General features: G+C 52.0%; 16 protein-coding genes. 14 read left to right on the top strand and 2 right to left on the bottom strand.

Annotation, left to right across the window (positions count from 1 at the left end; translation table 11 throughout):
* From E4T81_RS07535 to E4T81_RS07500, 8 genes are all read left to right on the top strand, one after another.
* Entirely contained in the window at window positions 1-1,836 is a 1,836-nt protein-coding gene (locus tag E4T81_RS07535) for a hypothetical protein (protein WP_135043008.1), read from the top strand.
* Window positions 1,837-1,934: 98 nt separating this feature from the next.
* On the top strand, window positions 1,935-2,957 hold the full coding sequence (locus E4T81_RS07530) for a branched-chain amino acid aminotransferase (protein WP_135043006.1): 1,023 nt from the start codon (window positions 1,935-1,937) through the stop codon (window positions 2,955-2,957).
* Window positions 2,957-3,517 (top strand): HD domain-containing protein, encoded by a 561-nt coding sequence (locus E4T81_RS07525; RefSeq protein WP_135043004.1) that lies wholly within the window; start codon window positions 2,957-2,959, stop codon window positions 3,515-3,517. Before E4T81_RS07530 ends, E4T81_RS07525 begins: the two co-directional genes overlap by 1 nt.
* Window positions 3,518-3,709: 192 nt before the next feature.
* Window positions 3,710-7,630 (top strand): pectinesterase family protein, encoded by a 3,921-nt coding sequence (locus E4T81_RS07520; protein ID WP_135043002.1) that lies wholly within the window; start codon window positions 3,710-3,712, stop codon window positions 7,628-7,630.
* 218 nt (window positions 7,631-7,848) lie between these two features.
* Complete coding sequence (locus tag E4T81_RS07515; RefSeq protein ID WP_135043000.1) at window positions 7,849-8,469, top strand: FKBP-type peptidyl-prolyl cis-trans isomerase; 621 nt, start codon at window positions 7,849-7,851, stop codon at window positions 8,467-8,469.
* Window positions 8,470-8,501: 32 nt separating this feature from the next.
* Window positions 8,502-9,386: an FKBP-type peptidyl-prolyl cis-trans isomerase gene (locus tag E4T81_RS07510; protein ID WP_135042997.1), complete on the top strand. Its 885-nt coding sequence runs from the start codon at window positions 8,502-8,504 to the stop codon at window positions 9,384-9,386.
* Window positions 9,387-9,953: 567 nt separating this feature from the next.
* Window positions 9,954-10,685 (top strand): hypothetical protein, encoded by a 732-nt coding sequence (locus E4T81_RS07505; protein ID WP_135042995.1) that lies wholly within the window; start codon window positions 9,954-9,956, stop codon window positions 10,683-10,685.
* A 120-nt stretch (window positions 10,686-10,805) separates the two neighbouring features.
* Entirely contained in the window at window positions 10,806-11,954 is a 1,149-nt protein-coding gene (locus tag E4T81_RS07500) for a dipeptide epimerase (protein WP_135042993.1), read from the top strand.
* Between the two features lie 7 nt (window positions 11,955-11,961).
* On the opposite strand, the gene E4T81_RS07495 is transcribed toward E4T81_RS07500, so the two are convergent.
* Both E4T81_RS07495 and E4T81_RS07490 read right to left on the bottom strand, forming a co-directional pair.
* A complete protein-coding gene (locus tag E4T81_RS07495; protein ID WP_135042991.1) occupies window positions 11,962-12,336 on the bottom strand; it encodes an MmcQ/YjbR family DNA-binding protein in 375 nt (124 codons plus the stop codon).
* Window positions 12,337-12,447: 111 nt separating this feature from the next.
* Window positions 12,448-13,647 (bottom strand): YhcG family protein, encoded by a 1,200-nt coding sequence (locus tag E4T81_RS07490; RefSeq protein WP_135042989.1) that lies wholly within the window; start codon window positions 13,645-13,647, stop codon window positions 12,448-12,450.
* 244 nt (window positions 13,648-13,891) lie between these two features.
* Here E4T81_RS07490 and E4T81_RS07485 point away from each other — a divergent pair, with 244 nt between their 5' ends.
* The 6 genes from E4T81_RS07485 to E4T81_RS07460 all read left to right on the top strand — a co-directional run bounded on the left by E4T81_RS07485 (window position 13,892) and on the right by E4T81_RS07460 (window position 21,357).
* The gene (locus E4T81_RS07485; RefSeq protein ID WP_135042987.1) at window positions 13,892-15,043 is read left to right on the top strand and encodes an aldose epimerase family protein; all 1,152 of its coding nucleotides are present in this window, start codon (window positions 13,892-13,894) and stop codon (window positions 15,041-15,043) included.
* Window positions 15,044-15,069: 26 nt separating this feature from the next.
* On the top strand, window positions 15,070-16,752 hold the full coding sequence (locus E4T81_RS07480; protein WP_135042985.1) for a sodium:solute symporter: 1,683 nt from the start codon (window positions 15,070-15,072) through the stop codon (window positions 16,750-16,752).
* On the top strand, window positions 16,753-17,454 hold the full coding sequence (locus tag E4T81_RS07475) for an NUDIX domain-containing protein (RefSeq protein ID WP_135042984.1): 702 nt from the start codon (window positions 16,753-16,755) through the stop codon (window positions 17,452-17,454).
* A gap of 5 nt (window positions 17,455-17,459) precedes the next feature.
* Window positions 17,460-18,146, top strand: coding sequence for an L-ribulose-5-phosphate 4-epimerase (locus E4T81_RS07470; protein ID WP_135042982.1), 687 nt, complete (start codon window positions 17,460-17,462; stop codon window positions 18,144-18,146).
* Between the two features lie 65 nt (window positions 18,147-18,211).
* Window positions 18,212-19,747, top strand: a complete 1,536-nt coding sequence (araA, locus tag E4T81_RS07465; protein ID WP_135042980.1) for an L-arabinose isomerase — start codon at window positions 18,212-18,214, stop codon at window positions 19,745-19,747.
* Window positions 19,748-19,752: 5 nt separating this feature from the next.
* Window positions 19,753-21,357: a xylulokinase gene (locus E4T81_RS07460; protein ID WP_135042978.1), complete on the top strand. Its 1,605-nt coding sequence runs from the start codon at window positions 19,753-19,755 to the stop codon at window positions 21,355-21,357.
* Window positions 21,358-21,647: the final 290 nt, after the last annotated feature.

Raw genomic sequence — 21,647 nt, 5'->3', positions numbered from 1 at the left:
ATGAAAGCAGACATTTCAAGTCTCGTGGCTGAAAACACGCGCCGCAAGGCTTTGCTTGACATACCCTACGACCCGGTCACCGGAAACGGCGCTACAGGCACCCGTGTGGCGGTGACTGCCCCCGACGGTTCGTTGCAGCATGTGCCTGTCGCCATGACGGAAGATCCGCGTTATGCCGTGGTGGGAGGCTCCGACATTGCGTGGCGTCGCCTCAGGATATGTCATGACTTCGAGTATTGGGCGGCTACGTGTGTCATGATTCGCGACAAGATTTCAGGTGTCGACACCCGTCTGCGCCTGAACCGCCCTCAGAGGCGCGTGCTCGCCCTGCTTGAGGAGCGGCGACTCGCCCGCGAGCCATTGCGGCTTATCATGCTGAAGGCGAGGCAATGGGGCGGCTCTACATTGATACTTATGTACATGGCGTGGATACAGTGCTGTCTGCGACGCAACTGGCACTCCCTGATATGCGCCCACGTCAAGGACACCTCCGCCACGATAAGGGCTATGTATGCCAAGATGCTCGACCACTATCCCGAAGAGCTTTGGGAAGAGGACACTCCGCCCGAGTTCAGGGCTTTTGAGCGTTCGGTCAACACCCGCGTCATCCCCGGGCGCGACTGTCGTGTCACGCTTGCCTCCAGCGAGCGTCAGGATGCAGTGAGAGGAGCCGACTTCGTGATGGCTCATCTGAGCGAGGTGGCATTCTGGTGTGACTCGGCACAGCGCTCTCCCGAGGCGTTCATCCGCGCTGTGTGCGGCGGTGTGGCGCGTGTCGACTGCTCCATGATTGTGCTTGAAAGCACCGCCAACGGTGTCGGCAATTACTTCCATTCCGAGTGGATGCGCTCCAAGCGCGGAGAGAGCGACAAGATTCCCGTATTTGTCCCCTGGCACGAGATTGACATATATGCTTCGCCCGTCGCCGACGTGTCAGCGCTCTATCGCGCTATGGACGCCTATGAGCGCGGACTCTGGGAAAAAGGCTGCACCCTGGAGCAGATACAGTGGTATCACGACAAGCGTCGGGAATATGCCACCCATGCCCAGATGGCTGCCGAGTTTCCCTCCGACGATGTTGAGGCGTTTGCCTCCACCTCCCGCTCAGTCTTTGCCCGAGCCGGTGTCGAGGCGCTTCGTGCCGGATGCTGCGAGCCGGTGGCGGTAGGGGAGCTTGCCACTTCCGCTCCCACAGGCTCCGGCGCCCTTGTGGTGAGGGGCTTCCGTGACGACCCGCTCGGCAAACTGAAAGTGTGGAAATATCCGCAACCTGGCGGAAGGTACTACAACCGCTACGTGGCTGCCGTCGACATCGGCGGCAGGTCGGAAAGCAGCGACTTTTCAGTAATCTCCGTGATTGACACCGTGACTCCCGACGGTCGCCCCGAGGTGGTGGCACAATGGAGGGGACACATCGACCATGACCTCCTGACATGGAAGGCGGCTGCCATCGCGCAATGGTATGACGAGGCGTTGCTCGTGATCGAGAGCAACACACTTGAGACCGAGGACTCCGACAATTCGCTTTTCACGCTCTCGGAGCTTAACCATGTCTACCGTAATCTCTATTACAGGGTCGCGCGCGACAGGGTGACTCTCGCCCTGGAGACAAGGGTAGGGTTTCACACCAACCGCTCCACGAAGGCGATGGTAATCACCAGGCTCATAGGCATGGTGCGCGACGGCGCCTACATCGAGCGCGACATGGCGGCGTGTGACGAGCTTGACATGTATGAGTGTGACTCTTCGGGACGCTACGCCGCAAAGCCCGGCTTTCACGACGACATCCTCATGACCCGTGCCATCGCCCTCCACGTGGCGATGACTCCCGTTTGACGCAAATTAACGGGTCTTGATGACATTTTTCGACAAGAAAGAGTGTGGCTTTAAATAATTATAACTATATTCGCGGATATAACCTGTCATAAATGACTATGAATAATGAATTAGATTGGGGCAACCTCTCTTTCGGGTATATGCCCACCGATTACAATGTACGTTGTTATTACCGCGACGGTAAATGGGGCGACATCGAGGTGTCGCAGTCAGAGACCGTCGACATGCACATCGCAGCTACCTGCCTTCACTATGGTCAGGAAGTGTTTGAAGGACTGAAGGCTTTCCGTGGAAAGGACGGAAAGATACGCATATTCAGGCTCGAAGAAAACGCCCGCCGCATAATCGAGTCGGCTAAGGGTATAATGATGGAGCCCGTGCCGGTTGAACTGTTCACCGAGATGGTTAAGAAAGTGGTGAAGCTTAACGAGCGTTTCGTGCCTCCCTACGGAAGCGGCGCGTCATTATACATACGCCCCCTGGAAATCGGCATGTCGGCCCAGGTAGGCGTGAAGCCCGCCAAGGAATACTTGTTTCTCGTCCTTGTGACCCCGGTGGGTCCCTACTTCAAGGAAGGATTCAAGCCCACCAACATCTGCATCATGCGTGAGTTTGACCGCGTGGCGCCCAAGGGCACCGGACGATGGAAAGTAGGCGGCAACTATGCCGCGAGCCTTGAGGCGGGCGAGAAAGCCCATTCGCTCGGATATTCAGCGGTGTTGTATCTTGACCCCAGGGAAAAGAAGTATCTTGACGAGTGTGGACCCGCCAACTTCTTTGCCATCAAGGACGGAAAATACATTACCCCCGCTTCTGAATCGATACTTCCCTCCATCACCAACAAGAGCCTCATGCAGATAGCCCGCGACATGGGCATCGAGGTGGAGCAGCGTCACATTCCCGTTGAGGAGCTTGCCGAAATCCAGGAGGCTGCGGCATGTGGCACCGCGGCTGTGGCTTCGCCTGTCGCTGAAATCGACGACCTTGACACAGGCAAGAAGTATGTGCTCTGTTCCGACGGAAAGGCAGGTCCCGTGGTGACCGCTCTCTATAACCGTCTGCGCGCCATTCAGCTTGGCGAAGAGGAGGACATCCACGGCTGGAACACCATTATCGACTGATGTCAGACAACCGTTGCGATTTCAGGGCGATAATCGACCGATATTATCCCGACGACAACCGCCTGCGTGCCATATATCTCAAGCACGCAGGGCAGGTCGCCGGGCTTGCGCTTGCCATCAACCGCCGGCGCAATCTCGGGCTTGACCCTTACGATGTCGAGGCGGCTGCAATGCTCCACGACATAGGTATCTTCGCCACCGATGCAAAGGGCATCGGCTGTGAGGGCGACGAGCCTTATATGATGCACGGCGTGATAGGCGGCAGGCTTCTTCGCGAGGAAGGGGCGCCGGAAGAGTGGGCGCGTGTCGCCGAACGCCACACCGGCACGGGAATAACCATGGAAGACATAATTGCGCAGAATCTGCCTTTGCCGCTTGCCGATTACTGCCCCGAGACGCTGCTCGAAAAGCTCGTGTGTTACGCCGACAAATTTTACTCCAAGAGCGGCACAATGGAGAAGAAGCCGCTGTCGCGTGTGCGCAACTCCATAGCGCGCCACGGCGGAGACTCGCTGGAGCGTTTCGACAGGCTATATGCTCTCTTCGGCGAGGCTGAATGATTTCATTTGTCACTTATTTTTGTAAAGAGTCATTCACGGGTTTACGATGCTGTGACTGTTGACTATACGATAAATCTTCCCGTGTTTTCGATAGATTTTACACTGCGGGTTATGTCAAAATAAGCTTACTTTGCACAAAAGCACGAAGATAACCCATAACCAACTTTTATAATTTAATACCAAACAATCATTATGACAGACAAATTGCTTAGGCTTGTTTGTGCCCTGATGTGTATGACATGGCTTTCGCCTGCCTACATGTCGGCGCAGAACAATGGCGTTTATGACAATGCGCCGGTGTCGATAGTGTGGGATTTTAATTCCGCCGACACTTATGCGGAGTCTACAGTCTCTGACCCCGACGCTATATCGATCGCGTCGTTCAACCTCGGTGAAAACGTGGTGAAAGGTACAGAAAATGGTACCAATGTTGATGTTACTTTTGTTAAAATTCAGCCCAAGAACTCTGCCGACGACACAGTCGAGTGGTATGTGGCTCCCTCTCGCGGGCTTACATTCACTCCGGTACGCGTGAGCGCTTACATTCAGCGATTCGGAACCAATGCTGAAAACGGTGTGACCGTGTCGGCGCGTCTTGCCGACGGTACTGTGGAAGTGCTTGGCAACTTCACTGCACCGCGTAATAAACTGACACAGGCTGAGGATGATTTTGGTAAAAATGCCAATTACACCCAGCAATTTGACATCACTCTTACTCCCGAGCAGCAGGCTAAGCTTGCATCGACCGACGGTTTTACCCTCGTTGCCACAATCGGCGTGGGCAATACCAAGCAGGGAGGATTCAGCGATGTCCATATTGATGGAACTGTAAGCGGAAGTCTCGGCGGAGCTTCTTTCAGCAATGCCGACGCAGCGATTCTCTGGGCGTTTGACTCTTCAAGCGAAGATGCTCCCGAGGTGACTCCCGAAGGCGCTTTCTCCCTCAATTCATTCTCTGTAGGTGACAATATTCTTGAAGTTGCCGGAAAGACCTCGTCAGTGTGGGGCCGCTTCGTCGGCTTCAAGCCCAAGTCAAAAGAGTCAGGCGCTTCTGCCGCAAATGCCGTTGAATGGAAGGTCGTGCCTTGCAAGGGTCTTACCTTTACTCCGGTGAAAGTGAGCGGAAAGCTCTGCCGTTTCGGTACTAACGGCGGCAAGATGGACATAAGTGTCCGCACTTCTGAAGGCGTTGAAAAGGTGCTCGCTACAGGATTGATTCCTCCCCGCGACAACAAGTCGACTGCCGAAGATGACCATGGCTCCAATCCCGCCTACACTCCTGAATTTGAATTCACTCTTGATGACCCGACACTTGCCACGACTGCCGGATTCTCACTCGTCATCAACATCTATGACCTTGACAATAAGGAAGCCGGAATCAGCGATGTCCGTATCTATGGCTCTGTTGACGGAACAGTGGCTCCTGTCGAGAAATTTTCTTTCGGAGCTGTCGCTTCGCCCGAAGAGGGCGGTAGCGTGAGCGTGTACCCCAACGGCTCTACCTTCGATGAAGGCACAGAGCTTACATTGACCGCTACACGTAACTTCGGCTATAAGTTTGTCAACTGGACCGATGAGGCAGGCAAGGAAGTTTCCGCCGAGCCCAAGTTCAAGTTCACTCTTGCCGCCGACTCCAAGCTGACCGCCAATTTTGAGGCAATCAATACCTATTGCCTCGACTATAAGGTAGAGGGCGGTGCCAACTATTATATGGTTCAGGCTACTCCCGCTCCCGTGATTGTCGACGGCAAGAACATGTATGAGGAAGGCACTGAGGTGACTCTCTCCGCTACAAGCAATCCTATCGTCACTTTCAGCAACTGGAACGACGGTCAGACCTCGGCATCAATCTCTATGGTGATGAATGAGGACCGCGACATCACCGCCGTGTATTCGGCTGTGGATTTTGTCGCCGGCTGGGACTTCTATCGCAAAGGCGCCAACGGCAGAACAGCCGACTTCGCGTCGGCCGACAATGATGCTTCAGCTCTTGTGCTTCGTGACGCCGACGGCAATACTGAAGGCTGGCTTGACAAGAGCCAGGAGTCAGGCGGCTATGAAGGACGTCCCGCAGCTGTGAACTGGCGCACCTACGGTCTCGGAAAATATTACTGGCAGACTACCGTGAATGCCTCGGCGTTTACCGGCATGAAGCTTATCACCGCAATGGCTTACAACTACAATGCCCACACTGTGCAGAATGTAGAGTATTCACTCGACGGAAATACCTGGAAGCTTCTGGGCAACATAACTATCGACGGTCGCAAGAACTGGACCGATGCTGAATTTGACATCCCCGCCGAGGCCGACAACAGCCCCGTGCTTCACCTGCGTTGGATTTCCGATACTTCATCGCCCGTCGACGGTACCGAGTCCAATAATGACGGTATAGCCCTTGGCGCAACCTATATCACCGGTACAGAGAAGCTCGTTGACGACGGCACTGCTCCTGTGCTTGTATCGTTTGTTCCGGCTGAAGGCTCTGACAATGCTTCCATCAACGGCAAGATTGTGCTGACCTTTGACGAGAAAGTGAAGCTGAGCGAAAAAGCTGCCGCTACACTCGGCAGTGTCGCTCTCCAGCCTCAGGTGACCGGCAAGACCGTGCTGTTCCAGTACAAGAACCTCGCTTATGGCACAAAATACACATTCACTCTTGCTGCCGGCAGCGTGACCGACCTTACCGACAATGCTCTTGACAAAGAGATTACTATCAATTTCACTACCAGGACCCGTCCTGTCGTGACAAAGGCTCTCTATGACTTTGTAGTGCCCGACGACGGCTCTATCCTTGAGGCTCTTGCCGCTGCTGAAAAGCGCGAGGACACTTCCAAGCGTTTCCGTATCTTCATCAAGGACAAAGATGGCGACTACGTGATTCCTGCCGCAACCGACCGTTTTGCGGAAGGTACCGACGGAAAGCAGTATCCCAGCGCCACTACAATCATCAACGTGCCCAATGTGTCGATTATCGGCGAGAGCATGGAAGGCACCTCGATTGTCAACACTGTGCCTGAATACAAGGGCGGAAGCCATGTGCTTGAAGGTATCGGACGCGGCGATGTGCTGCAGCTTACAAAGCAGGCGACCGGAACCTACTTCCAGGATGTCACCCTCAAGAGCGCAATGCCCGACGAGTCGGGACGTAACATCGTGCTCAACGACGCTTCCGACAAGACTGTCTGCAAGGATGTGTGCCTCTGGGCTTATCAGGACACCTATGTGTCTAACAATGACCGGTCACGCTACTACTTCGAGGGCGGTGTGCTGCGAGGCAGGACCGACTTCCTCTGCGGTAAGGGCGATGTTTACTACAACGCTGTCGAACTGCGTATGTGTGGCGCCGGCTATCTTGCAGTGCCTTCGGTTGCAAAGCAGTATGGCTATGTGTTCAAAGACTGTGTGATTACCGGTCCCGAATCGGTTGACGGTCAGTACACTCTCGGTCGTCCGTGGGGTAGCGGCACTCCTATCGCCCTGTTCATCGACACCGAGATGAAGGTTAAGCCTTCGGCTATAGGATGGAACGATATGGGTTCCGACGGCTATCCCAAGCAGTTTGCCGAATACAACTCGTTTACCTCAGCCGGTACGCCTATCGACCTTAGCCAGCGTAAGAAGAGCTTCGGAACAGGCAACCACCCCAATAATCCTGTCCTTACCAAGGAAGAAGCTGAGGCTCTGACCCTCTCTGTAGTGATGGGCGGCGACGACGACTGGGATCCGGCATCAATCGCCGAGCAGGCTCCCGCTCCCACCAATGTAAGCCTTGAAGGCACATTGCTTATCTGGGATTACAGCGACTATGCGCTCTGCTGGGCTGTATGTGAGAATGGCAAGATTGTGGATTTTACCACCGAGCCTGAATACACTGTAGCTAACCCTGACGCGGTTTACTCTGTACGTGCCGCCAATGAGATGGGTGGTCTCGGTGATGCCGTAAAGGTAGGCGGGACTGTCTCAATCGACGGTACTGCCGTTGCCGCCGAGCCGGTAAGCACTGTATGGTACAACCTTGAGGGTATGCGCGTGAGCGATACTTACACCGGCGTGGTGATACGCGTTGACGTATATGCCGACGGAGAGGTGGTTACTACTAAAATGTATAAATAATTACTTTTTCATAGTTAGTGACCGGTAATGGGGTCACTTGAAGATTTTGATTAATGACCTGGAGGCCGTTCCCTGTGAAGTGGGCGGCCTCTATTCTTTTTGATATAGGTTTTGATATAATGAACTTTATCGGCTCAAAATCAGTTATTTTTTGACAATCCAAATATTCTGTATAAATTTGCGAGCCGAAAAGGATAGAAAATTAAAATTACTTTTTTATGGATAACCAGAATTTAGACCGCATAAGCTATGCGTTGGGCCTGAGCATGGGAAACAATTTCCGCAGCTCCGGTATCAAGACTATTAATGTAAAGGACTTTGCCGATGGTGTCGCAGCCGTGTTTGAAGGCGCAGAGCCCAAGATGACCTACGACGAGGCAAAGCTTGAGATAAAGAATTTCTTTGAGGCTATGGAGGCTGAGCAGCAGGCTGCCGCCGCCAAGATGGGAGAAGTCAATGAAGCTGCGGGAAAGAAATTTCTTGAAGAAAACGGCAAGCGCGTTGAAGTCAGCGTGACCCCTTCAGGACTTCAGTATGAGGTGCTTCAGGAAGGCACAGGCAAGCAGCCCGTGGCAACTGACAGCGTAACTGTCCACTATACCGGAAAACTGATTGACGGCACCGTGTTTGACAGCTCTGTCGAGCGTGGCGCTCCCGCCACATTCGGTGTGACTCAGGTAATCCCCGGATGGGTTGAGGCTCTCCAGTTGATGAAGGAAGGTGCCAAGTGGCGTCTTTTCATCCCCTCTCAGCTTGCCTACGGTCCTAACGGAGCCGGCAATATAATCGGACCTAACTCCACCCTTATCTTCGACGTGGAGCTTATCAAGGTAAACTAAACAAGACAATAAGACAATAAAACATTATTCACATGAAGAAATTTATTCTTGCCTGTGGTGTAGGTGCTATCCTTATGAGCGCCACCGCTTGTGGCAAATCCAATGCGGCTTCAACCGGTGACGCTGCTCTCAACGACTCTGTTTCAATCCTCTTCGGTAAGGTTATCGGTAGCCAGTTCTCTGAAAACTTCGCCCGTCAGAGCGACGGCAAGTTTGACAAGCAGGCTTTCCTCCGCGGTATACAGACCGCCGTTGCCGCTGATTCTACCCAGGAGTCTTACCTCCAGGGTCTGAGCACAGGTGTGCGTTTCGCGCAGCAGTTCAACTATTTCTCAAAGGAGATTGGTGTTGACGTTGACCGCGACCTTTTCATGAAAGAGTTCAAGGCTGCTCTCACCGCCGACTCTGTCGCTGACACTGCAATTGACCAGGCTCTTCTCAACAGCCTTATAGAGCGCGCCCAGAAGGCTGCCGAGGAACGCAAGCTTGAAGAGCTTAACAACGCTCCCGAGGCGGTTGCCGGCCGCAAGGCAGGCGAGGCTTTCATCGACTCTGTGAAGAAAGCTGACGCTACAGTGAAGACTACCGCTTCAGGCCTTTCCTACAAGGTGATTTCAGAAGGTGAAGGCGCAGCCATCACTGACAACGACCAGGTTGCCGTAATCTACAAGGGTACTCTTACCGACGGCACTGTATTTGATGATTCCAAGGGAGAGGCACGCAACTTCCGCCCGAATCAGGTAGTCCCCGGCTTCGGTGAAGGTCTGAAGCTCATGAAGAAAGGCGCCAAGTATGTGCTTTACATCCCCGGCGACCTTGCCTACGGTGTGAAGGGTCAGCCCTACGCTAAGATCGGCCCCAACCAGACTCTCGTATTTGAAGTTGAGGTTGCCGACATCAACCCCTCCAGAAAATAACCGCTATCATATATAGCTGAAAAAGGTCGTGCATACCATTGAAGTTATGCACGACCTTTTTATTTACCACCAGATTTGTTGCCCGTTTTCATAAGTGAAAATACGTTCTTCATGTCCTTTTGTGAGGTTTCGCAATATATATAGACCTCCGCTTGGCATGTCTTATACTATATGTTATAATTGTGGAATATGATTTATTTTTCTTTTTAGGTGTAAAAATGTTACGTATTAAGACGTATTTGTAATATATTGCTGCATCAGATTGTAAAAAAATTACCTTAATTTGCAACATGATTGATATAGTGTTAATCCGCAATTATGCTATAAAAAAGATGGTACATTCAAATATTAAGAGATATATAAATATTGAATGTCTAATAGTGGCACTTTTATTTGGAGGTGCTGTATTTACATGCTCAGAAGGATTCATTGATAAATATATTGCCCCTAAATATTATTTAATGCAATTCTGTTTCTTAATATCATTATGTGTATTTTATGTGGGAGAAAAAGTAAAGCCATATAAGATGCTGATAAATACGTGTATAACTATTAGAATTTGAGATTATGGAGAGACTGTTTGTATTTTTTATGTTTGTTATGTGCTGTCTTTCGCAATATGCCCAAGATGGATTGTTTGACAAGTGCTATAATTGGGATGGCAATGCGGAGAAGGCTGATGTTTATATTCAGAAGCCTGATGGATTTCACCCGGTTTACGAGAATGGCGCCGATGTGCTTGTAGTCAATAAGAATTATAAACCCGCCGACGCTCTGTATGAAGGTGAACGGGTGATTGCGCTGCACCCTGTGGCTCTTGAGTCGGATAATAAAGAGTGTGTGTTGCTTTATCCGGTAATCTCACCGACAATCCCTATGCTGCACGGTACGCCTGAGCGTGAACTGCATGCGGCTTTGGGTGATGAGAATAAGGATGTTAGCGGTAGCGTCAGAAAAATTAAGCTTGAAGACATGTCGCGATATGGTAATGCTGATGTCGTGTATGTTTATGATATGAAACTCCCTGAATCATACCTCGGAAGATACTCTAATTGTGTAGGCTTGTATCTTCGCAAGTATGCGCATCCCGCATTGCTTATGAAAGTGGTCATGACTGACGAGGGTTTATCACGGAGAGATGATTATATACAAAAGCTTCTCGGAAGTGTAAGGTATGGTGATGCTGTCAGTGCCGACGGTGTTAAAATGGAAAGCGTGGCACATGACGACAGTCTGCGTATCGCGAATCACATACGGTGTCGCCATGTTCAAGACGCTCAAAATAAAAGCGCGAAATAATTGATACTTCTTATAATATATGGTATGTCAAAATAAGGCATGCCATTTTTTATATTATTTAAGGGGAAATTTTGTGGGAAGCGGTGCGGGAGTGGGGGAGATGTGTTATATTTGTAATCTATGGATCGACGTAAATTTTTAAAAGGAGCTATGATGGGGGCGGCTGTGATTGCCGCTCCAAGGTGGATTACAGCCGCGGCATCTGCCGTGTCGGCGCCCGGGTCACCGGTCAGGGAGATGACAGGAGGGAGGATGAAACTCTCATTTGCGCCTTACGAGCTGCAGTTGCGCCACTCGTTTAACCTTGCGAAATTCAGCCGCACTACTACGCCCGATGTACTTGTCAAGATTGAGCTTGACGGCGTGACGGGCTATGGCGAGGCGTCCATGCCTCCCTATCTCGGAGAGAGCGTGGAGTCGGTCACGCGCTACCTCTCGTCGCTCGACTTGTCTCAGTTTGCCGATCCGTTTCGCCTTGCTGAAATCCACGATTACATGGACAGGGTGGCGCCCGACAACCGTGCTGCAAAGGCGTCGGTCGACATCGCGCTCCACGACCTTACCGGAAAGCTGATGGGGCAGCCTTGGTACAGGATATGGGGGCTCTCGCCTGAAAATACACCCGACACCTCGTTTACCATAGGCATAGACACCCCCGACATTGTGCGTCAGAAAGTAGCCGAGGCCGAACCTTACAAGATACTGAAAGTGAAAATGGGGCTTGACCATGACACGGAGACCGTCGACATCATACGCCGGATGACGGCTCGCCCCATATGTGTGGATGTCAACCAAGGGTGGACCGACAAGCACCACGCGCTGGAGATGTGTCACTGGCTCGCCGAGCGCAACTGCCTCTTTGTGGAGCAGCCGATGCCGAAAGAGATGATTGACGAGACGGCGTGGCTTCGCGAACGCTCCCCGCTCCCCATCGTAGCCGACGAGTTTCTGCAGCGCCTTGACGATGTAAGGCGCGCCTACGGGGTCTACGATGCCATCAACATAAAGCTTATGAAGAGCACCGGGATGCGCGAGGCAAAACAGATGGCGGAGCTTGCTCAGGCGCTCGGCATGGACGTGATGCTCGGCTGCATGACGGAGACCTCGTGTGCCATCTCCGCCGCCTCTCAGCTTGCACCCGTGGCGAAGTGGGCCGACCTTGACGGAAACCTCCTCATAACCAACGACTGCTTTGACGGAGCCAAGATTGTCGACGGCAAGGTCGAAATCCCCCGCGACCGCCCCGGCATAGGCGCGGTCGAGGCATGACGACCGGCTATGCCTCCCCGTGGATTTCCGTGATTTCCGGATGTTCTGTCCTCATGCGTTTCGTCAGCTTCTTCACGACTTCTGAATAGCTGTGGCGTATAAGCGATTTTATAAGCTCGTCGGGCAGAGAGCCTGAGAGGCGTAGCTGATTCCAGTATTTTTTGTTCCAGTGATATGCACCATCGATTTCTTCGTGGGTCTCACGCAGTTCGATGGCATATTCCGGATTGCATTTTAAAGCGAAATAGTCGTCGCCGTCAAGCGACAGGCAGCCAAATATCCTGCCTCCTACCCTGAATAGCAAAATACCCTCGCCAAACGCGGAATCCTCTGTCGTAAGCGGCAATGACAGGCAATACTCTCTTAATGACTCTATATCCATAATATAAAAAAAGTGCTTGACCGATTATCAGAGAATCATAATAGAAGTAAAAGAGATACTTTTCTGATAATCATTTTGCAAGTATTGGTTTAATAATAAACATTACAATTGTCAATCCGTCAAATTTTTACTTTGGTTATTGTTTAGCTCCTCTTCCACTAACCTTACACGAGCTTGCAACTCTTCTGCTGATGGAAGAAAAGATGATGGTGGCGCTATCTGAACATTATCGTAAGATGCGACTCCCATAGGAGTCTGAATGCCTTTAAAAGCCCATCTCACATCGGTTTCATCCTTGTCGCTACATATAAGCAAGCCTATTGTAGGGTTGTCATCAGGTCCTTTCAATAGTTCATCAACAGCATTTACATAGTAATTTAGTTTGCCGGCATATTCAGGATTAAAAGGTTTGACTTTAAGTTCTACTACAACGTATGCTTTTAGGCGTATATGATAAAACAGCATATCAATCTTTCGAGAATGATTGCCAACTATAAGTTCTTTTTGCCGTCCTACAAATGCAAAGCCGGTGCCAAGCTCAAGGAGAAACCGGGTTATGTTTTGTTCAAGCGCGACCTCCAACTGTTCTTCCTTGTAATTGATTGGCACGGAGACAAATCCAAAGTCATAATTGTCTTTGGTGATTTCTTGAGCCATACGGCTTTGTGCTTCAGGGAGATATTCAGTGAAGTTGCTGATAGCCTTACCTTGAGTTTTGTATAAGTTTGCTTTAAGCGAATTATTCAATGTCTGTCGACTCCAACCGCCCAATATACACTCGCGCAAATAGAAGATGGCTTCATCAATAGTCTTGCATTTTGAGACTATGTCAGTCTGATGTCCCCATGGAATCATGCCGAGAACCGTTGGAAAGCACAGTTCGCCATTTAAAACTGCCATAGATTGTGGCACATTTATGAGATATGGGGATTTTATATTTTGCAATTCTGCCACAAGATGTGGCAGTTTTTCATTAGCCTCCGTAGTAGAAAAAAACAGATACCACTGCTTCATTCGCCACATATTCCTGCTGCTGAATCCTTTCTCTTTCGGGAATGTCTCCTGTAAATCGAGGCTTAGCTGCTCTACAACACCACTGCCCCATTTCTCTTCAGCCTTACGTATTACAAGGTCACGCCCCATGCTCCAGTTAAAACGTAACTTTTCTATGTTGATTTTGATGGAGGCTTTGATTTGAGCGGAAACATAGCGTCGCTTGATTTCCGAGAGCCATGTTACATAGTCGGAGTCAATCCGAAAATCCTTGGCTCTGACAATATGTGGTTTGTTGTCAAGAGTTTGATTAGTCATATTGTTGCGAAATTATCACAAAATTCTGACATTTACAAGTTAATCTGCAATTTGGAGTCGAACCCTTGTCATATGGTATGAGGACGGCGGCAGTGGCATATTGAATTATGTCATATCGGCTGATTTTGCAAGTCAAGTGTGGAGTTTTATGTTGTAAAACATATAATAAAATTTGGTGGCGAATGGAATGAGTGTTAATTTTACACTTATTCTTCATCTATTAATTGCTAACCAAATGCTTAACATGAAAACCGGTGCAGCCACAGCGGCTGCCGCAATCTTAGTTTTAGGTGCATGCGGACGCAGTGAAAAAGCTCCGCAGCTGACAGAATCGGGACTTGATCCCGCAAAGTTTCTTGCCGAGGTCGACGGTAAAGCGACCGGACTCTACACACTGAAAAACGCTTCCGGCATGGAGGTGTGCATCACTAACTATGGAGGCCGCATAGTCTCCGTCATGGTGCCCGACCGTCAGGGCGACCTTCGCGATGTCGTGCTTGGCTTCGACAGCGTTCAGGCATATTTCCCTGAAAACAACCTCTCTGACTTCGGCGCTGCAATCGGTCGCTACGCCAACCGCATAGGTCACGGCATCATTGTGGTCGACGGAGACACCGTCAAACTTCCGACCAATAATTTCGGACACACACTGCATGGCGGTCCGCGCGGATGGCAGTATAAGGTCTATGGCGTTAAGGAGTCGACCGACTCGACCCTGACCCTCACAATGGCTTCGCCTGACGGTGACAACGGTTTCCCGGGCAATGTAAACGCCGAGGTGACTTACCGTCTTACCCCCGACAACGCGATTGATATCTCCTATAGCGCCGTGACCGACAAGAAGACCCCCGTCAATCTTACCAACCACTCCTACTTCAATCTTAACGGCGACCCCTCGCGCGACATCCTTGACAATACAATCTACATCAATGCCGACAGCTTTACCCCGGTTGACTCGACATTCATGACCACAGGCGAGATACTCCCCGTGAAGGGCACAGCGATGGACTTCACAACGCGCCACGCTATCGGTGACGGATATGGCGACTCTATTACCGACCGCCAGGTAATCTACGGCGGTGGATATGACCATAACTGGGTGCTTAATACAGCAGGCGACATCGAGAAGCTTGCCGTGGAGATGTATTCGCCCGAGACCGGCATCACCCTGTCGGTATACACCGACGAGCCGGGCGTTCAGTTCTATGCCGGCAACTTCCTTGACGGCACGGTAGAGGGCAAAGGCGGCGTGAAATACGTGCGCAACAGCGGTGTGGCACTTGAGTCACAGCATTATCCCGACTCTCCCAACAAGCCCGAATGGCCTTCGGCATGGCTTGAGCCGGGACAGACTTATTCAAGCCGTTGCATCTATAAGTTTGGCGTCGAAAAATAATAACCTTAATAAGCACTTAAATTATCATGCAATTACTTGACTGGATTGTAATAGGGCTCTTTTTTATCGCCCTTATCGGCATTATCGTATGGGTAATGCGGCAAAAGCAGAACAATGCCGCCGACTACTTCCTCGGCGGAAAGGATGCAACCTGGATTGCCATCGGTGCCTCGATTTTCGCGTCCAATATAGGCTCTGAACATCTTATCGGACTTGCCGGAGCCGGCGCGTCAAGCGGTATGGCTATGGCTCACTGGGAGATACAGGGCTGGATGATACTTATCCTCGGATGGGTCTTTGTCCCGTTCTACACCCGAAGCATGGTCTACACCATGCCGGAGTTTCTTGAACGACGCTATAACTCCGCGTCACGCACCATCCTGTCGCTTATCTCGCTTATAAGCTATGTGCTCACCAAGGTAGCCGTTACCGTGTATGCCGGCGGACTCGTGTTTCAGCAGGTGTTTGGTATCGACACCCTGTGGGGCATCGACTTCTTCTGGATTGCGGCTATAGGCCTTGTCGTGCTTACCGCGCTCTATACTATTGTCGGAGGTATGAAGTCAGTGCTCTACACCTCTGTGCTACAGACCCCGATACTGCTCCTCGGCTCGCTTATCATCCTTGTGCTCGGGCTGAAGGCTCTCGGCGGCTGGGACGAGATGATTGCCACATGCTCGCAGGTGGTGGTCAATGACTATGGCGACACGATGACCAATCTTATCCGCGACAACCGTGACCCGCAATATCCCTGGCTCGGCGCGCTGATAGGCTCGGCTGTGATCGGTTTCTGGTATTGGTGTACCGACCAGTTTATCGTGCAGCGAGTGCTGTCGGGCAAAGATGAGAAAGAGGCTCGCCGAGGCACAATCTTCGGCGCTTACCTCAAGCTTCTCCCCGTGTTCCTTTTCCTTATTCCCGGCATGATTGCCTTCGCGCTCAGCACCCGTGGCATCGAGATTAACGGTGAGGTGTTCAAGCTGACGACTCCCGACGCCGCTTTCCCGACACTGGTCGCAAAGCTTCTTCCCGCCGGAGTCAAGGGTCTTATCGTGTGTGGTATACTTGCCGCGCTTATGAGCTCGCTCGCGTCGCTCTTCAACTCCTCTGCCGCACTCTTCACTATCGACTTCTATCAGCGCTACAAACCCGACACCGACCCCAAGAAGCTTGTCAAGATCGGACAGGCCGCGACGGTGGTTATCGTGTTGCTCGGTGTGCTGTGGATTCCTGTCATGCGCTCTATCGGCAACGTGCTTTACAATTACCTGCAGGACGTGCAGTCAGTGCTTGCTCCCGGTATCGCCGCGGCATTCCTCATGGGTATATGCTGGAAACGCGCCACTGCGCAGGGTGGAATGTGGGGACTGATCGCCGGACTCGGTATCGGCATCACCCGCCTCTGTGCAAAGATCTATTACAGCAACGCGGCGTTGCTTCCCGGCGAGCAGAACTGGTTCAAGTGGATGTTCTACGACTCCAACTGGCTCTTCTTCTGCGGATGGATGCTTGTGTTCTGTATGGCGGTGGTGATTGTGGTGAGTCTCTTTACCAAAGCGCCCGACCCCGAGAAAATCAAAGGTCTTGTATTTGGCACATCCACTCCTGAGCAGAAGGCGGCGACTCGTGCGAGCTGGAACTCATGGGATGTAATCCATACAGTGATAATACTTTGTATAACCGCAGCATTCTATTGGTATTTCTGGTAAATGACTGACTTTATTAATTCTACATCCGGAGGCTTTTATGCCGCCTGCGACCGCTATCCCGTCAGTGTGGACTGTATAATATTCAGTCTGCACGGCGGGGAGCTGAGTGTGCTGCTCGCGCCGCGACGGTTTGAGCCCAAGCTTGGCGCCCCGTCGCTCATGGGAGGTTTTGTCAAGCTCACAGAGACTCTTGACGAGGCGGCGAGCAGGGTCTTGTCGGAACTGACCGGACTTGATGACGTGTACATGGAGCAGGTGGGCGCCTTTGGCGCTCTTGACCGCGACCCCGGCGACAGGGTTATCTCTGTCGCGTATTATGCGTTGATTAAGAGCGACGCGGCTATCGACAGGAGGGTAGGCGGTTATGGGGCGGAGTGGGTCAGCGTGATGTCGCTGCCCGACCTTGAGTTTGACCATCCGCTCATGATAGAGCGCGCTCTCGCCGCTCTGCGCCGTAAGGTGACGCGTGAGCCTGTGGCGTTCAATCTGCTTCCCGAGCTGTTCACTATCGCGCAGGTGCAGGCTTTGTGTGAGAAGATACTCGGCGAGCCGGTCGACAAGCGCAATTTCCGCCGGCGGCTGCTTGAAAACGAGTGTGTCGAGGCTACCGACAAGATTGATAAGCTCACCTCGCGTCGCGGAGCCACGATGTACAGGTTTAATAAAGACTCTTATAACGATACATTAAAATTTAAGATATAACGATCATGCTTGAAAAATTGAAAGAAGAAGTGTTTCGTGCCAATCTTGACCTGGTGAAACACGGACTTGTGATATTTACCTGGGGAAATGTGTCAGGTATCGACCGTGAAAGCGGTCTTGTGGTAATCAAGCCGAGCGGCGTCGACTACGACGTGATGAAAGCGTCTGACATGGTTGTCGTCGACCTTGAAGGAAATGTGGTCGAGGGTTCTTTGCGCCCCTCGTCCGACACTCCCACCCATATAGCGCTTTATAAGGCGTTTCCCGAAATAGGCGGAGTCGTACACACTCATTCGACCTATGCTACCGCATGGGCGCAGGCGGGCATCGACCTCCCCAATATAGGCACTACCCATGCCGATTATTTCCATAACGCGATTCCCTGTACCGACGACATGACTGCCGAGGAGGTCAACGGTGACTATGAGCTTGAGACCGGCAACGTGATTGTGAAGCGGTTTGAGGGCATAAATCCTATGCACACTCCGGGTGTTCTTGTTAAGAACCACGGTCCCTTTGCCTGGGGGAAGAATCCTCATGACGCCGTGCATAACGCGGTGGTGATGGAGCAGGTTGCCAAGATGGCTGCTATCGCCTATCAGATAAATCCTGGGCTTACCATGAATCAATTGCTTATCGAGAAGCATTTCAACCGCAAGCATGGTCCCAATGCCTATTACGGACAGCGTTGACAAGCGCTTGCCGATTAATAACAATATCAACCGATTAAAAAAACGTAAAAAAAAACAAGTAACTTATGAGCAATATTTTTGATAATCTTGAAGTGTGGTGGGTGACAGGTGCCCAGCTTCTTTATGGTGGTGACGCGGTAAAGTTCGTTGACGCTCATTCCAAGGAGATGGTAGAGGGTCTTAACAATTCCGGAAATCTGCCTGTTAAAATCGTGTATAAAGGCACCGCCAACTCATCCAAGGAGGTCGAGGAGGTGATGAAGGCTGCGAGCGCCGACTCAAAGTGTGTCGGCGTGATTACATGGATGCACACCTTCTCTCCCGCAAAGATGTGGATTCACGGGCTTCAGAAGCTTACCAAGCCTCTTCTGCATCTCCACACCCAGTATAACGCCGAGATTCCCTGGGACACCATGGACATGGATTTCATGAACCTCAACCAGTCGGCCCACGGTGACCGCGAGTTTGGACACATATGCGCCCGCATGCACGTGCGCCGCAAGGTGGTCGTAGGCCACTGGAGCGACCCTGCCACTCAGGAGCGCATCGCAGTGTGGTCAAGGGTTGCCGCGGCATGGGCCGATGCACAGGACATGCTGATTATCCGTTTCGGCGACCAGATGAACAATGTGGCTGTGACCGACGGCGACAAGGTTGCCGCAGAGATGCAGCTCGGCTATCATGTCGACTATTGTCCGGTAAGCGAGCTTATGGAATATTACAAGAAGGTCAATGAAGATGATGTCAACGCGCTTGTCGACACATACTTCTCTCTATATGACTATGACGAGGAACTTGCCCGTCCCGGCACAACAGCCAATACATCGGTGCGCAATGCCGCGCGTGCCGAGCTTGCCATCCGTGCCTGTCTGCAGGCAAAGGGCGCCAAGGGCTTCACCACCAATTTTGACGACCTCGGCACCGACGACATCAACGACCCGAAGTTTGTAGGCTTCGACCAGATACCCGGTCTTGCCTCACAGCGTCTTATGGCGGAGGGTTACGGATTTGGCGCCGAAGGCGACTGGAAGTCGGCGGCTCTTTACCGCACGGTATGGTACATGACCCGCGGGCTCAAGGGCGGATGCTCTTTCCTTGAAGACTATACGCTTAACTTCAACGGAGCCGAAAGCTCTATCCTTCAGGCCCATATGCTTGAGGTGTGTCCGCTTATCGCCGAGCAGAAACCCCGCCTTGAGGTCCATCATCTCGGTATCGGCATCCGCAAGGCGCAGACAGCCCGCCTTGTGTTCACCTCAAACCCCGGCACAGGTATCACCGCTACTGTCATCGACATGGGCAATCGTTTCCGCCTCATTGTCAACGACGTCGAGTGTATTAAATCCAAGCCTCTACCCAAGCTTCCGGTTGCATCGGCTCTCTGGATTCCGATGCCCGACTTCGCGACAGGCGCGGGCGCGTGGATTCTTGCCGGCGGCACTCACCACTCCTGCTTCTCCTACGACCTCACTCCCGAATACTGGGAAGACTACGCCGAGATTGCCGGCATAGAGATGGTGCATATCGACAAGTCGACCACTATAAGCGCCCTCAAGAAAGAGTTGCGCTACAACGAGGTCTATTACATGCTTAACAAGTAAGCGATATGGCGGAAACTAAGAATAATCCCAAAGCCACGATTGAGTCGGGTAAGGCGATACTCGGCATAGAGTTTGGCTCGACCCGAATCAAGGCGGTGCTTATCGATGAAGACAACAACCCTATCGCACAAGGTGCCCACGAGTGGGAAAACCAGCTTGTCGACAAGCTCTGGACCTACAGCACCGAGGCGATATGGTATGGGCTCCAGGACAGTTATGCACGATTGCGCGAGGATGTGCGCGACCGTTACGACATCGAGATTGAAAGTCTCGCCGCGATAGGCGTAAGCGCCATGATGCACGGATATATGCCTTTTGGCGCCGACGGCGACATCCTTGTCCCGTTCCGCACATGGCGTAACACCAATACCGGTGAGGCTGCCGCGCGTCTTTCAGAGCTGTTTGTCTATAATATACCGTTGCGCTGGAGCATCTCCCATCTCTATCAGGCTATACTTGACGGAGAGCCCCACGTGAAGGATATAAAGTTTCTCACGACTCTTGCCGGCTACATCCACTGGCAGCTCACAGGCAAGAAGGTGCTTGGAGTGGGCGACGCGTCAGGTATGCTCCCCGTCGACCCGTCGACAAAGACTTACTGTGCCGACATGGTGAAGAAGTTTGATGACCTTGTGGCTCCGGAGGGCTATCCCTGGAAGCTCGCCGACATCCTGCCTGAGAGCATTGTCGCCGGTGAACCTGCGGGATGCCTCACCGAAGATGGCGCGCGCCGTCTTGACGTGTCGGGCCATCTTAAACCCGGAGTGCCGTTCTGTCCGCCCGAAGGCGATGCCGGCACCGGCATGGTCGCTACCAACGCCGTGCTTCAGCGCACCGGCAATGTGTCGGCAGGCACCTCGTCTTTCTCGATGATTGTGCTTGAAAAAGAGCTGTCGCGCCCCTACGAGATGATTGACATGGTGACCACCCCCGACGGAAGCCTCGTGGCGATGGTCCACTGCAATAACTGCACGTCAGACCTCAACGCATGGGTGGGCATATTCAAGGAATACCAGCAACTGCTCGGTGTCCCCGTCGACATGAACGAGATATTCGGAAAGCTCTACAATGCCGCTCTTGACGGACAGCCCGACTGCGGCGGACTTCTCAGCTACAACTATTTCTCCGGCGAGCCGGTGACGGGTCTTGCCGAGGGGCGTCCCCTGTTTGTGCGCTCCTCTACCGACAAGTTCAATCTTGCCAATTTCATGAGGGCAAATCTCTACGCCTCCGTAGCCGTGCTGAAGATAGGCAATGACATCCTCTTCAACGAAGAAAATGTCGAGGTTGACCGTATCACGGGTCACGGCGGTCTGTTCAAGACTCCGGGGGTAGGGCAGCGTGTGCTTGCCGCCGCTCTCGACTCTCCCATCTCTGTGATGGAGACAGCCGGTGAAGGCGGAGCCTGGGGTATAGCGCTGCTTGCCGCCTATGCTGTCAACAATCCCCGCCGTCTCTCTCTACCGGGATGGCTCAACGAGTGTGTGTTCCTTGGCAATACCGGCTCGGAGATAGCCCCTGCGCCTGAAGATGTCGAAGGCTTCAACCGCTACATAGAGCGCTACAAGCGCGGTCTTGCGGTCGAGAAAGCTGCGGTCGACGCGCTTTAAACGCGTTGCCGATGACCCAAAAACAGATGAGGGTGTAGCAAAATTAAGACATTTGCTACACCCTCATTAATCTTTTTTCTTCAACTAAATAGTGACAAGTGAGATTAATTTCTTATCTTTGCACCACTCAATCCGGCCTGGTAGTTCAACGGATAGAATAGAGGTTTCCTAAACGTATGAGCTATTCAAGGGCATAAAATTGAAGCTCAAAGCCGTTTACTAAGTGAACAACTGAGCCAACAGATATTGATAATTCGTCATAAAGCCTTGTAGTTCAACGGATAGAATAG

This window comes from Barnesiella sp. WM24 (assembly GCF_004570975.1).
GTDB lineage: Bacteria > Bacteroidota > Bacteroidia > Bacteroidales > Muribaculaceae > Muribaculum.
The sequence above is the reverse complement of the archived record's forward strand: the minus strand, read 5'-3'. Positions and strand labels throughout refer to the sequence as shown.

Excerpts from the sequence above, each read along its gene's own strand:
- E4T81_RS07480 (WP_135042985.1), top strand. The coding sequence starts at position 15,070 with ATGCAATTACTTGACTGGATTGTAATAGGGCTCTTTTTTATCGCCCTT.
- E4T81_RS07535 (WP_135043008.1), top strand. The coding sequence starts at position 1 with ATGAAAGCAGACATTTCAAGTCTCGTGGCTGAAAACACGCGCCGCAAG.
- E4T81_RS07490 (WP_135042989.1), bottom strand. The coding sequence starts at position 13,647 with ATGACTAATCAAACTCTTGACAACAAACCACATATTGTCAGAGCCAAG.
- E4T81_RS07525 (WP_135043004.1), top strand. The coding sequence starts at position 2,957 with ATGTCAGACAACCGTTGCGATTTCAGGGCGATAATCGACCGATATTAT.
- E4T81_RS07485 (WP_135042987.1), top strand. The coding sequence starts at position 13,892 with ATGAAAACCGGTGCAGCCACAGCGGCTGCCGCAATCTTAGTTTTAGGT.
- E4T81_RS07460 (WP_135042978.1), top strand. The coding sequence starts at position 19,753 with ATGGCGGAAACTAAGAATAATCCCAAAGCCACGATTGAGTCGGGTAAG.
- E4T81_RS07520 (WP_135043002.1), top strand. The coding sequence starts at position 3,710 with ATGACAGACAAATTGCTTAGGCTTGTTTGTGCCCTGATGTGTATGACA.
- E4T81_RS07530 (WP_135043006.1), top strand. The coding sequence starts at position 1,935 with ATGAATAATGAATTAGATTGGGGCAACCTCTCTTTCGGGTATATGCCC.
- E4T81_RS07510 (WP_135042997.1), top strand. The coding sequence starts at position 8,502 with ATGAAGAAATTTATTCTTGCCTGTGGTGTAGGTGCTATCCTTATGAGC.
- E4T81_RS07500 (WP_135042993.1), top strand. The coding sequence starts at position 10,806 with ATGGATCGACGTAAATTTTTAAAAGGAGCTATGATGGGGGCGGCTGTG.
- araA (WP_135042980.1), top strand. The coding sequence starts at position 18,212 with ATGAGCAATATTTTTGATAATCTTGAAGTGTGGTGGGTGACAGGTGCC.
- E4T81_RS07475 (WP_135042984.1), top strand. The coding sequence starts at position 16,753 with ATGACTGACTTTATTAATTCTACATCCGGAGGCTTTTATGCCGCCTGC.
- E4T81_RS07505 (WP_135042995.1), top strand. The coding sequence starts at position 9,954 with ATGGAGAGACTGTTTGTATTTTTTATGTTTGTTATGTGCTGTCTTTCG.
- E4T81_RS07470 (WP_135042982.1), top strand. The coding sequence starts at position 17,460 with ATGCTTGAAAAATTGAAAGAAGAAGTGTTTCGTGCCAATCTTGACCTG.
- E4T81_RS07515 (WP_135043000.1), top strand. The coding sequence starts at position 7,849 with ATGGATAACCAGAATTTAGACCGCATAAGCTATGCGTTGGGCCTGAGC.
- E4T81_RS07495 (WP_135042991.1), bottom strand. The coding sequence starts at position 12,336 with ATGGATATAGAGTCATTAAGAGAGTATTGCCTGTCATTGCCGCTTACG.